This window comes from Aquiflexum balticum DSM 16537, from assembly GCF_900176595.1.
Classification (GTDB): domain Bacteria; phylum Bacteroidota; class Bacteroidia; order Cytophagales; family Cyclobacteriaceae; genus Aquiflexum; species Aquiflexum balticum.
On sequence record NZ_LT838813.1, the window covers coordinates 1,832,501 to 1,846,632 of the forward strand.

At 41.0% G+C, this 14,132-nt stretch carries 4 protein-coding genes and 2 rRNA genes (1 of these 6 cut by a window edge); all 6 read left to right on the top strand.

Annotated features, from left to right (window positions below; translation table 11 throughout):
• Positions 1 to 2,022 (top strand): 23S ribosomal RNA (locus B9A52_RS07825); it begins 874 nt to the left of the window's first position.
• 154 nt (positions 2,023 to 2,176) lie between these two features.
• A 5S ribosomal RNA gene (gene rrf / locus B9A52_RS07830) occupies positions 2,177 to 2,288 on the top strand.
• A 761-nt stretch (positions 2,289 to 3,049) separates the two neighbouring features.
• Positions 3,050 to 5,185: an adenylate/guanylate cyclase domain-containing protein gene (locus B9A52_RS07840; protein WP_084119778.1), complete on the top strand. Its 2,136-nt coding sequence runs from the start codon at positions 3,050 to 3,052 to the stop codon at positions 5,183 to 5,185.
• A gap of 5 nt (positions 5,186 to 5,190) precedes the next feature.
• A complete protein-coding gene (locus B9A52_RS07845) occupies positions 5,191 to 9,243 on the top strand; it encodes an ATP-binding protein (RefSeq protein ID WP_084119779.1) in 4,053 nt (1,350 codons plus the stop codon).
• A gap of 1 nt (position 9,244) precedes the next feature.
• Positions 9,245 to 13,282 carry an ATP-binding protein gene (locus tag B9A52_RS07850; protein WP_084119780.1) on the top strand — a complete coding sequence of 1,346 codons (4,038 nt, stop codon included), beginning with the start codon at positions 9,245 to 9,247 and terminating at the stop codon, positions 13,280 to 13,282.
• Positions 13,282 to 14,088, top strand: coding sequence for a hypothetical protein (locus tag B9A52_RS07855; protein ID WP_084119781.1), 807 nt, complete (start codon positions 13,282 to 13,284; stop codon positions 14,086 to 14,088). Before B9A52_RS07850 ends, B9A52_RS07855 begins: the two co-directional genes overlap by 1 nt.
• Positions 14,089 to 14,132 lie beyond the last annotated feature (44 nt).

The window sequence follows — 14,132 nt, forward strand, 5'->3', positions numbered from 1 at the left end:
TATGACGGAGGTAGAGCTACCGATAGGACTAGGGGGAGTCATATCCTACCAAATCCTGACGAACTCCGAATGCCGTCATACAGTAGCGGCAGTGAGGGCATGGGTGCTAAGGTCCGTGTCCGAGAGGGAAAGAACCCGGACCTACCGCTAAGGTCCCGGAATTTACGCTAAGTTGAACAAAGGCGGTCCAGCTGCAGAGACAGCCAGGAGGTTAGCTTGGAAGCAGCTATTCCTTTAAAGAGTGCGTAACAGCTCACTGGTCGAGCGGCAGGGCGTCGATAATAAACGGGCATCAAGTGTAATACCGAAGCGTAGGATTTCCTCCCGTACCTACGGGGGGATCTGGTAGGGGAGCATTCCAAACACGGTGAATGCACATGGCGATGTGTGCTGGAGAGTTTGGAAAAGCAAATGTAGGCATAAGTAACGATAATGGGGGCGGGAAACCCCCACACCGATAGACCAAGGTTTCCTGATCAACGCTAATCGGATCAGGGTCAGTCGGGGCCTAAGGATAACCCGAAGGGGGATTCCGATGGAAAATGGGTTGATATTCCCATACCTGTCATACAGGTGACGGAGTGACGGAGTGTTGTAAGGACCGCGCGGTGACGGAATACCGCGTTGAAGGGAGTAGGTATTGTTTCCATAGTCAAATGCGTGGAGATAGCCGAACCTGAAAGTACCGCAATCCTTCGGGAGCGCGGATAGAGTCCCCAAAAGCTTCCAAGAAAAACTTCTGGCGATAAGCGTATGACAGCCCGTACCGCAAACCGACACAGGTGGTCAAGGAGAGAATCCTGAGGTGCTCGAGTGAATCATGGCTAAGGAACTCGGCAAAATGGCCCTGTAACTTCGGGAGAAGGGGCGCCTATCCGCCAGCGATGGCGGGAGGCCGCAGTGAAAAGGCCCAGGCGACTGTTTAGCAAAAACACATGGCTTTGCGAAATCGAGAGATGAAGTATAAGGCCTGACACCTGCCCGGTGCCGGAAGGTTAAGAGGGGATGTCACCGCAAGGGAAGCATTGAATCGAAGCCCCGGTAAACGGCGGCCGTAACTATAACGGTCCTAAGGTAGCGAAATTCCTTGTCGGGTAAGTTCCGACCTGCACGAATGGTGTAACGATCTGGGCGCTGTCTCAGCCATGAGCTCGGTGAAATTGTAGTCACGGTGAAGATGCCGTGTACCCGCAACGGGACGGAAAGACCCCATGAACCTTTACTGCAGCTTAGCATTGGTATCGGGTAAACGATGTGTAGGATAGGCGGGAGACAGTGAAGCGGCGTCGCCAGGCGCTGTGGAGTCAATGTTGAAATACCGCCCTTTGTTTGCCTGGTATCTAACCCCGATTTTTCGGGGGACATTGCTTGGTGGGTAGTTTGACTGGGGTGGTCGCCTCCAAAAGGATAACGGAGGCTTCCAAAGGTTCCCTCAGCACGCTTGGTAACCGTGCGCGGAGTGCAATAGCATAAGGGGGCTTGACTGTAAGGCCGACAAGCCGAGCAGGGTGGAAACACGGGTATAGTGATCCGGCGGTACTGCATGGAAAGGCCGTCGCTCAAAGGATAAAAGGTACTCTGGGGATAACAGGCTGATCTCCCCCAAGAGCTCATATCGACGGGGAGGTTTGGCACCTCGATGTCGGCTCGTCACATCCTGGGGCTGGAGAAGGTCCCAAGGGTTGGGCTGTTCGCCCATTAAAGTGGCACGCGAGCTGGGTTCAGAACGTCGTGAGACAGTTCGGTCCCTATCTGTTGCGGGCGTGGGAAGTTTGGGGAGTGCTGACCTTAGTACGAGAGGACCGGGTTGGACTGACCGCTGGTGTACCGGTTGTGGTGCCAACTGCACTGCCGGGTAGCTACGTCGGGAAGGGATAAGCGCTGAAAGCATCTAAGTGCGAAACCCCCTCCGAGATGAGACTTCCAAACAGGGCCGTCAGAGACGATGACGTTGATAGGCTGCAGGTGTAAAGCCAGGAATGGCAAAGCCGAGCAGTACTAATAGCCCGAAAACTTGCTTCAGTCCGAAGCTGCCGCATTCTCTGCGAGACATATCATGGATCTGAGTACCAAGTACCAAGTACAAAGTACAAAGATCTTGAACTTAAGATATTGGTCCCATAGCGGACACTGTATCCAGCATTGTACATCGTACTTTGTACCTGGTACAGAAAGATTAGGCGGCCCAGCGCAGGGGTCCCACCTCTTCCCATCCCGAACAGAGAAGTTAAGCCCTGCAGCGCCGATGGTACTGGGGTTACACCCGGGAGAGTAGGCCGCCGCCACATTATTCAAAAGCCAGCCCCTAAAGCTGGCTTTTCGCGTTTACAGGGTGGTATTGTTTTCCCTGCTGTCATGATCCCGGCCACCTCCTCCCATCCCGATCCGCCGCGCCTGCCCGTCGTGGCGGGGTACTGGTACGCCGCGGCGCACGGGAGAGTAGGCCTGTCTGCCGTGGCTGACCGCAGCCACATTATTTAAAAGCCAGCCCGATAAGCTGGCTTTTGGCGTTTTCAAGGGGGTTATCAGACTTCATCTGTATCACCTCCACATTTTCCTGTCCCGATCCCCGGTGATGGAAAAGCCGAATAGTTCTTTCTCAACTTGGGGGAACCCCAAACCTTTATGCGCTTGGGGAAATAGAAGGAGGGAAAATAGAACAATTTGACAGACTGCTAAATAGACCTATAAAAATCCGTGAGAAAGATAGCCCTTTCACGATTTTAAAAATCAACTAAAAGGCGAAAGAGAAAATTTGACACGTGTGTTTCGGTCTTCAAAGCATCAATTTTATCTTGATAATGTTTAATTATTTTTTTTTTAACATTTCAATTGTTGGTAGAAATACAATTCTTTATAACATCAAAATGGAATTTGAAAAGCAAAATAGAATTATTTTTAAATTCTATATTAATAAGGATATACATTATATTCTTTGGTGATTTTCAAATAATTATATAGAAATATCTAAATGTGGACAAAATTTCCCATATTACTGTTGAATTGTTTTTCAATGGATCCTTTATACATATTTTCTTAGATTTATAGAATGTCACAAATACGCCAACTTGCAGCGATCATGTTCACTGATATTGTCGGATATACGGCATTGATGGGTAATGATGAACAAAAAGCCTTTGAATTATTAAGGAAAAACAGGGAAATCCATAAACCTGTGATAGATGAATTTGGTGGTAAGTTTATCAAAGAACTTGGTGATGGAGTGATGGCAAGCTTTCCTTCAGTGAGTAATGCAGTTTACGCCGCCATAAAAATCCAGGAGTTATGCAACGAAGCAAATGTTTATAAACTTAGAATAGGAATTCACCAGGGGGAAGTCATTTTTGAGAATGAGGACATTTTTGGAGATGTAGTCAATATTGCAGCAAGAATACAGGCATTGGCAGCGCCGGCGAGTATATTCGTATCAGAATCGGTACAAAGAGACCTCACCAATAAAAATGACATCCGATCAGAATTTTTTAAAATTGAAAATCTTAAAAATGTAAAAGAACCCGTTAAGGTCTATAGAATACTGTCCGCATCTTCTATTTCAAGCAGCAATCAAACCTCAGCCATAGAGAAGTCATCCATTATTCCTGAATATGATTATGATATCCATATCAGTTTCAGGTTTAATGATAATAAATATGATGGTTGGGTTTCCGAACTCGTCGCAAAGCTCAAACAGGAACTGAGCGCAACCTGCAAGGATAAACTTTCAATTTATTTCGATATTAATCCCGAAGATGAAAAGAAGAAATTTCTACAAGAAGACGGGTCTGTTTCCTCAAAAATAAAATCTTTGATTTTCATTCCGATTATTTCACAAACTTATTGTGATGTCAATTCACCTGTTTGGAAAAATGAATTCAAAGGATTTCAAGATGGGGTACTTAGCGAGAAAATGGGCAAAACCATTAAGCTATTGAATGACAATGTCGCTTCAAGAGTGATTCCTGTAAAAATTCATGATATAGATATGGAGGATATCAAACTCCTTGAATCTGAACTTTCAGATGGTCTACGTTCTATTGATTTTATTTTCAGAGAAGATGGTGTCAACCGTCCCCTGCTGCCTATAGATGACGAAAAGCAGGGAAATCCAAACAGGCCTATGTACCGAAATCAGATCAATAAATTGGCCAATGCTGTCAAGGATATTGTTTCGGGAGCCAAACTTTTTCAAAAAGAAAACTCTTTCGGATATACCGCCTTTTCGCCAACAGCTACAAAAATAGTCCCCAATGTAGTTTCTACGTCTTTGTCTTCTTCATTGAAAGTTCAAATGATAGATCGTGCCAGACCCAATATTTTTCTGGCATGGACATCCAATGACATTAAAGAAAAAAGAGAGGAGATGGCGATTATCCTCCAAAAAGCAGGATTCAATGTTCTCCCTTCTATTGATTGCCCGGCAGATGATGAGGTTTTTAAAGCAAAGACCGTTGAAGCTCTAAATCAATGCGTTTGCTCGCTCCATATATTAAGCGGGGAATTTGGAAGACGTTTCGAATCAGAAGATGATGTTTCTTTTCCGCAATATCAGTTTCTGGAAGCAAAAAAAATAATTGATGCTGCAAATTCAGATTTCAATTCATTTATTTGGGTTCATCCTGAATCTACAGGAACCATTAAATCTGCTCAACAGGAATTTATCAAGTACATAAGGAACAACATCACCAAAAACATGATGTTTTCCAATAGTGCCGGCCCAATGCAATTGGTAGATGACATTAGGGTAGTCATGATGAAGGAGGAAGTGGAAATCTTCGACTCCAAGGATACCGATATCTTTTTTATTTTCAACCAGCAGGATGAACTGGAAGCAAAAGAAATTACTGACAGGTTGAGTTTGGAATACCCGATCGAAATCATGAATATCATGCCCGATGGTGAAGATCAATATAGGGAAGTGTCCTCACAGCAGATTCCAAAAAGTAAACTGGCAGTGGTGTATTTCAAATATGCTGCAGATTGGGCTTTGCCTTTCATCAAACAAATCTGGAAAGAGGTAGGTGGTGCTTCTTCTCCTACGCCTATATTTTTTGTTGGTGAAGATGATCCAAGAAGTAACTTTGCACGGATTTTCAAAGCTCCGAAAGTGGTTTCTACCATTGTTCCCAAAGAGGAAGTGCCGGCAGAAGTCAAAAAAGTTTATACCACAGTTGTCAATCTTAAATAACGGGTATGTTTGAAGACTATCAAATATGCCCCTATACGGGACTGCGCTCTTTTACAGAAGAGGAATCTTTATACTTTAAAGGTAGGGAAGATGATATTGATGCTGCAACAGCCCAATTGCAGCGTAATAAGTTTTTGATGCTGACAGGTGCTTCGGGTGATGGCAAATCATCACTGGTCTATGCAGGAATCATTCCCAATGCCCGGGCAGGTTTCCTTAAATCGAAATATACCCAATGGTGTGTCGCTGATTTTAGACCTGAAAGGTCTCCATTCAAAAACCTGTGCAAAGCCATAGCCAATCAACTAGATATCCCAAATGAGGTAACTGTTGAATCGGAACTGAAGCATGGCTTCTCTGCCATTGTTGATTTATATCGGAATTCTGATAGATTTCTTGATGAAGATGCTTTGGAGTGGCAGGCAGCAGACGATAGGAAAAGGGCAAGTATTAAGAGAAAAGCAGCCAATTTGATTATCCTTGTGGATCAGTTTGAGGAATTTTTTACCAATCCTGAAAACTATGATAAGGGAGTTCCTTCAAAAGAAGCCAACCTGGTTTTAAATTTATTGCTTGAAACCTCCAAGATAGCATTGGAGGAAGGACTGCCCATCTATGTTATTTTTACCATGAGGTCAGACTTCATTGGGCAATGCGCGGCTTTTCGAGGATTGCCTGAGTACATAGGATTTTCCCAGTTTTTTGTCCCCCGGCTCAACAGGGCCCAACTGCAATTGGTCATCGAAGAACCGGCTGTCCTCAGTGGAAATCAAATTACAAGAAGACTTACAGAAAGATTAATCCATGATCTGACCGAGGGAGTAGATCAACTTCCAATTCTTCAGCATGCGCTCAATCAGATTTGGCATGCGGCCAATAATGGAACAGAAGAAATGGATCTGATCCATTATGCTATGGTAGGGGGAATGCCGGTATCAGAACTGCCGGAAGATCAGGTATTGAAATTTAAAAAATGGTTTGATGATCTGCCTGAAAATATCAAAGCCTGTTATCATGCACCGAGTCTGCAGAATGTCCTTGATACCCATACCAACAAGCTATTTGAGCAGGCAAGGGCCTACTACATTGAAAATACAGGTAAGGATATTTCCAACGAAGACACAAAAGCAATTATTAAAAATGCTTTTTCCTGCCTGACCAAAATTGACCAAAGCCGTGCTGTTAGGAACCGAATGACCCTACAGGAAATCACCAATATTTTGGGAAGGAAGGAATTCGGCACCTTGGAAGTCGGAGCGGTATTGAATATTTTCCGTGAACCTGGCAATACTTTTATCAGGCCATTTATTTCCGATGATCCGGAAAGCCGTGCTCTTGGTGAAAATGACGTGCTTGACATTACCCACGAAAGCCTGATCCGCAATTGGGATTATCTCAAAAACTGGGCTGAGGAGGAATATGACAATTACACCGTTTATCTGGATTATGAGCAACAGCTGAACCGCTGGGTGGAAAGCGGAAAATCGAATGCTTTTTTGATGTCAATTGGGCCTTTGACCTATTTTGAAAATTGGATCAATAACCTAAACCCAAATATCCATTGGGTTTCCAGATATCTTCCTGAGGAATTCGATCAGGACAAGAAATTATCCAAGGCAAAAAATATCCTAAAAAATTCTCAGGAATTCTTAAACAAGAGCGCCAGAAAACATGTGGTGACCAGAACAGTCATGCGCTATGGAGCAAAAAGAATCGGGATAGCCATTGCTTTGATTGCCTTTTTGGTTTTCAGTTCTTTTGCCATTAGGCAATACCTTAGACAGCAGAATTCATATATTTTAAATTCAATTCAGGATGAATCAATAGAATTGATCAACACCTCCAAAGTCTCTTTTGAGAATAAAATTTACCTTATCGTGGAGCAGTTGAAGTTGGGTTTGACAACCATAGATGAGTCAATAAACAGCATTCCTGATCCTATTGAAAAAATCAATATCGCCAATGGAATAGCCACGCTTCTTGTTTTTCAAGGAAAGGATCAACCTAAAGAATTGATTTTTAGAAGTTTGACAATTGCGGATAGTTTGTCAGATGAATATGCAATTCCGGGTAATCTTAGCTCTTCGTTTTCAGCAATTTTAAAAGAGTTGAATGATTTAAGAGTGACTCTGGAATTGGCATTTTATTATAACGCGGATGCTCAACTTGATGCGTGGAAAAAGTCAAATGCAAAAAGATCGGGCAAGATAGTGTTACACATTCTTGAATCCCAGCCAGCAGATTTTGATGATATTGTCAACCTTACCTTGGCATTGGAGAATGCAATCAATTATAAAGTATTTGCCCCAGAAGAAACTCAACGCTTGATTCAGATTCTTTCACCCTTTGATGAGGTTGACCGTTCCGATTGGGTAAAAGAAAATTTTAAAGCTGATAACCTGATGGAAAGAGGAAATGCCAATTATGGCTTTCGATTCAACGGGCTTTATCAACAATTGGCCTATCTATACGCTTCTCAAGGCAACAGTGAAAGAGTATTGGATTGTATGGATGTATTATTGGCCAATGCCCAAAACAATTACCAAGGGGATTATGCTGCCGGTGCTGATAATGCCGCAAATATAGCTACTGTGTTTTATAGGACTGGCCAATTGGAAGCATTGGATGATTTTGTAAAAGGCTATACCCTTAAAATAAATATCTCCTTTGAGGAGTTTTATATCCGTCTTTTAGGAAGAATGCTTCCGAATGCCAGTACAATCAGTAATCTGAATCTGTATTCGTTTATGACTGATAAGCAAAATCTGAATCTTCAATTTTCTGATAGAGCCCAAATCGGGTATTTCTATTCAAAATATAGAGAAACAGTACTTGACGAAATCAAAGATATTAATGAGAGAAATTATTTGATGGCTTTGTCCTTTAAAAATGAGGGTATCTTAAAAGGAATCAATAAAGAGGAATCCCCAAAAGAGGATTTGTCCGTAAGTCAATTATTTGACCAAGCATTTGAATATTACAATCTAGTATCTACGGCCTATCTGGACCAAACTATCACTGTGATAGGAGCAGCGGCTACAGATAATTTGATTGCTCCTCGAAAATTCTTATTTCTCTATCCTGATCTGAGGCTTTCCTTTGCTCCCTTGGAACCGAGGGTTTTCTTTTTCTTTTATTTTTCTGATGTTTTCTTGGAATATCTACTGGATCACCGATCGATAGATGAATTATATCCAACTAAGACAGAGCTTGATTTTTTTACAGCATGGTTTCTGGCCTATAATTCCAATATGTGGGAGCCTAGATATTTCCTGATCAATCCAATTAGATATGAAGTACTTAAAAAGTTGGATATTGAATTAGCGAAAAGAAAAAATATCGATCAGGTAGATTTGAATTGGATGTATCTCTATTTAGGAGAAATGGCTTATCTAAATAATGATGTCGATGCTATGTCGTCCTACTATCAAAAAATCAATCCTGATAACCTATTAAACATTCTACGGTCCAAGGAATTTGGAATCCGTGTCAATAATCATTCCTTCAGATTGATTGCAACCGCAATTGAGGGTTTGGCAAATTCGGGAGATTTTGAGGAAATCAATAGGTTATCGAAACCTTTCAAAAAATCCATCAATAGATCTTCTCTTTATTCTTATGCTGCCAAGGACCTGTTAATTAAGAAAACAAATCCAGAAATAGCCAAAAGGTTGTTGGACTCTGCCTGGGTGGAGTTTGATAGGACTGGAATAGTAACCTCAGGGAGGCCACATACGATCCTTCTAGCTTATACAAATACTTTGTATGACCCTAAAGAAAATTTAGAGGAGTCCTACAGAATAATTAAAAATCTTGGAGGAAAAAGTTTTGCGACACGATTTATGATCCGCTCTATTGGTTTTCATGCCCAATTATATGAAGCAAAAAGTCAATTTCCTGAAAATATATCTGATGATGACTATTCATTAATTCTCAGTGAGATGCTTTATGGTTTTGCAGAAGGTAAGGATGAGTTAAACGAATCATGGAAAGAGTTTCAATTAGGTTACCCTTGGTTTGTCAGCCGATGGATTATTTATATAGACGAGAGCAGCTGATATGAATAATATATGTCCATATACCGGTTTAAGATCATTCACTGAGGATGAAAGCATTTATTTCAAAGGCCGTGATCATCAGATAGATCAGCTTACTGATTTGCTGCAGCAGAATAAATTCTTGATGCTGACCGGAGCCTCAGGGGAGGGGAAATCTTCTTTAGTTTATGCTGGATTGATTCCGAATGCAAGAGCGGGCTTTTTCAAGGCAAAATATACCAATTGGGTTGTAGCAGATTTCCGTCCTGAGCGTAGTCCGGTCAAAAACCTGGCCCAAGCAATTTCGGATAAATTTGATCTCCCGGATACAACAGTCGAAACAGAATTGAGAAGAGGCTTTTCTTCGTTGATTGACTTGTATACCAATTCTGATTTTTACATCGATGAGAAGGACGAAAAGTGGATGCATTTAGAAGAAGGGGATCAAAGAAAGCGAAAAAGAAAGGCCGCCAACTTGATGATCATCGTTGATCAGTTTGAGGAATTTTTCACAAATCCGGAAAACTTCTACAAAGAAGCTCCATCACAGGATTCGCAAATTGTGGTCAATTTGATTTTGGAAACTGCCCGCATCGCCCTCAAGAAAAATATTCCTGTTTACGTGGTCTGCACGATGCGATCTGATTACATCGGTCAGTGTTCTGCATTCAGAGGACTACCTGAGTATATTGGCTTCTCTCAGTTTTTTGTACCAAGATTAAAGCGAAAGGATTTAAAGCAGGTCATAGAAGAACCGGCGATTTTGAGTGGAAACAGGATTTCCCAAAGGTTGATTGAACGGTTGGTTTATGATTTGGCCGAAGGGCTGGATCAGCTCCCCATTTTACAACATGCGCTGACTCAAATCTGGCTGGCTGCAGATAGTGGCAATGAGGAAATGGACCTGATCCATTATGCAGAAGTTGGAGGCATGCCTGCAAATGAATTACCTGATAATGATCAAAAAACCTTCCTCAGCTGGTTCAAATCACTGCCGGATCATCAACGGACTTACTATCATCAAACTGGGCTGAATAAAGTAATTGAGATCCATGCCAGTTTATTATATGAAAATGCCTGGGAGTATTACAATAAGAAGAATCCTGATAATCCCTTATCCCAACAAGAAGCCAAGCGGATTATTGCACTGACGTATAGCGGCCTTACAAAAATTGACAATAGCAGGGCAGTGAGAAACAGGATGAGTTTGAAAGAACTTACCGAAATCATCAATACACCGGATCTTGACTCAAAGGTGATAGGTGGTGTATTGAATATTTTCAGAGAAGAGGGTAACTCTTTTATAAGACCATTCAAGACAGAAGACCCTGATACTCATTCCTTGCATGAAGAGACAGTATTGGATATTACCCATGAAAGTTTAATCCGAAACTGGGACAAACTAAATAAATGGGCTAATCAGGAATTTGAGTTTTTCAGTACCTATTTGGATTTTAAAAAGCAGCTGGATCGCTGGAAAGACAACGGGAAGAGTAAGGACTTTTTGCTTCCAATCGGGCCACTTTCATTTTTTGAAAATTGGTATGAGGAATGCAAACCAAATGTGGGCTGGATCAAAAGGTATTCTGAGATCAAGGAGAATGATGAAGAACGAACGAAGGACGCAAAAAATGTCTTAGCAGATATACATGAGTTTCTGAAGCGAAGCAGTAGAAATGTGATTTTTACCCGCACTTTCATGAAATATGGGCCTCAAAAGATAGGGACCTTTTTTGCCATTTTTGTGATGTTGGTTTTAAGTGGTTTTTATTGGTACGATGCGGAACAGAAAGCGAACGAACGTGTCATTGAGCGAGCTAGGAATGAGGCTGTTGCATATTTGAACAGTCCAGAAGTCAATAATCAAGATAAGGCTATTTACCTACTTGCAGAGGAACGATTTGAGTCAGGTTATTTAACCTCCTTTTTATCTACTCTCAACCAAAAGGACAGAATAGCTCTTGCCATTGATACTTATAAATTCCTGATTTATGCAGATAAATACATAGAGGATCCCATCAAGGATTTAATTATTGACTTCATATACAGTGATCTCCTTTCACCTGATTCAGCAATTGAATCAGATTATTTATTGGGACAGACCAATAAGTTTTTGCTCGTGCTAATGAGGGATAATTATTACAGCCCTTCAGCTGAGAATGAGAAAATCATTTCAGGTTTGACAAAGTCAAATAAAGATAGAGTTCTTGATTTTTATAGGGGGCCGGGCCAATTAAGTCCGTCGCTTCCATTTGAATTGAATCTTGCCATCCAACTTTGGCTTACTGATGGAAAAGCCAAATTGGAAGAAATCGATGAAATCCTTCAGGTTATTTCACCAGCCGAGAGTGAAACTGGAATAACTTCGTTTTCCAATTTTTATCCGAAGGGAAGCTTTGAACCCAATGGAAGACAACCGACAGATTTCAACAATGGGTATCACACCCTTGCTTCGCTTTATGCCAGTAAGGGAGATATTAATGGAGTGGAGTGGTCCTTTCAACAATTATTAGACAATGGTCAAAGGGAATACTTTGAATTGGGCAGGGTGTTCAATAATCATCAAAACATATTGGGTTACTTGTATCAATATAAGTTTAGGGATCTTGCGCCAAGGCTTGTAAAATGGATAGCAAACAACACTATTGATAACCCAGAAATCACAGTTTATCGAAATACCATTATTCGGTCGGGATATATTACCCATCTCTATATTGGGGCCAATCTTGAGCCGCAGGCTTTGAGATCATATCGAGGGTACATTTACCCAAATCTGTTCTTTTCGGACAGGTATGTCTATGATCAGATGAGTGAGGATTATGAATTCTATATCAATCAGATCGAAGACCCATTAGAGCGCAATTATCAATTAGCCTTCAATATAAAGAGGAAGGCAGTTTTTACTCATAAATATTGGTTTGACCGTCAAATGGAAATCGATCAGGAGCTTTTGGATTCCTGGTTGGATGTTTCGTTTGATATTTTCTCAAAATTACCTGGGAACTTTTTGGAAGAAAAAATTGCCTCTACTATTCCATATTATGGTGATGGAGTACGGACAACACAGCCCACACGAAAAGAACTGTTTATTTATCCGGATTATAAGGATGGGTGGTTCAGTTGGAACTACCACTCCGATATGTTTTACCACTACATGGAAAGAAAGGGGTGGTTGCCGAGATTATTCGAAAGTATTGATGATCTGGAGACTATAAATTTCTGGATTGCCAAAGCTTTTGAAGTTAAGCCATTTCCCGCTCCTGGTACATTGGATAATAATTACACGCTTTCGGATGAAACTTTAACCCATGTTCTGAATTTTGTAGAAAGCCACCCACTAGGAGAAGAAGTGGATAAGAACCTACTTTATCTGATCCTGGCTAACAGGTCATACGATAAGTCGGATACTGTCAAAGGATTTGAATATTTCCAGAAATTCGATCAAGATGCGATCGCTAGATCATCTAATAAATTTGAGTACGTGGAAAAGAACTTCTTTCTCAATATGATGACCCAGCTTGCAGTTAATCTGGCCCATTATGGCAAGGTGAAAGAATCAGTAGCCTTGGTAGAAAGATTTCCTGGTGAAGCAGAAAAAGCCTTTCCATATATTTTGATGGCAAAAAGAATCTACCAGCTTAATTCTGATCCTCAGGCTTTCGTTTATTTGGATTCGGTTTCTTCTAAAACTTCAAATCTGGATTTTAATGAATTAATTTTTTCATTGGACAGCAGAGAGAATTTTATCAATGTATTGTCTACTATAGGTAGTCAAAAGCTAAATACTATGAGCTTGGAAATTTTAAGAGACATACCTGAACAAAGGAAATTCAATGCCATCTATCAATTGGTATCAGGCCTTGCAAGGGAAGGTAATTATTATAGAGCATTAATGGCAATCCCCAATAATCTAACGGAGTCACAGGACTTGCAGTGTTTGGGATTGATATTGCTTGAGGCAGCCAAAAGAAGGGAAATCCAGTCTGGGGACACCCGCTGGGCAAACCTAGACACCTGGCTGGAATGGACAACAAGATTTATTAATTTCTCAAATATCTGATGAAGAAATACAATACATATTATTACTTGTTATTTGTGCTGTTGGTGATGGGTGCATTTGCATCAATGGCCCAAAACAATTACGGACTCAAGATTATGGGTATCGTTGCCTTTATTTTTGGAGTGTTGTTCTTAACCCAGTTGGTTTATGTATTAAAGAATAAATCGAAAATTGATTACCTGGTTGTTTGCGAACTTTTAGGGTTGTTTACCATTTCGCTTATTCTGGGTTTAAGGGTATATTATATTCATTTTGAATTGGTTGAATTATTATTCGGATTGGCTGGGGGACTGTTGATTGCAGTTTATGGAGTTAAGGCAGTTCAGTTATTCAAAGAAATCAGTATAAAAAACAAGGTATTGGCGTTGCTGGTTTTATGTTTTTATGTGAGTTTGATATTGTATATCTTATCCATGACAGTTATTCCATTCTTACCTGTTTTTTCTGAAGTATTTGGGATTCTTGCCTTTGTATTACTGATAATTTTCGGTGTAGTTTCGTTTAAGAAAAAGCAAATGAATTATGGGTCTGAAAGGGCAACTTCTATTACGGTAATCGCCGCTAATAAGGACAGGTCCATCGTCCTGATGTCACTTTTTCTATTATTTACAGTGTACATGGGGCTATCCAAAGTGGAAGTGCTTCCCAAAATGTATTCAGATGAATTTCCCCAAGCTTATTTTGAATTGGTCAACACAGCAGAGATGGGTCAGGGTGAATCCGTAGATGGAAAATACAAGCATGAAGAGTTCAAAGAGAAATTTGAAAAGTTCCTAGAGAATGCGGAAAGAAGGAATGTCCGTTAGGGTTGTTAATCTTAAGACATAAGATGCAAGACACAAGATACAAG

Excerpts from the sequence above, each read along its gene's own strand:
- B9A52_RS07855 (WP_084119781.1), top strand. The coding sequence starts at position 13,282 with ATGAAGAAATACAATACATATTATTACTTGTTATTTGTGCTGTTGGTG.
- B9A52_RS07850 (WP_084119780.1), top strand. The coding sequence starts at position 9,245 with ATGAATAATATATGTCCATATACCGGTTTAAGATCATTCACTGAGGAT.
- B9A52_RS07845 (WP_084119779.1), top strand. The coding sequence starts at position 5,191 with ATGTTTGAAGACTATCAAATATGCCCCTATACGGGACTGCGCTCTTTT.
- B9A52_RS07840 (WP_084119778.1), top strand. The coding sequence starts at position 3,050 with ATGTCACAAATACGCCAACTTGCAGCGATCATGTTCACTGATATTGTC.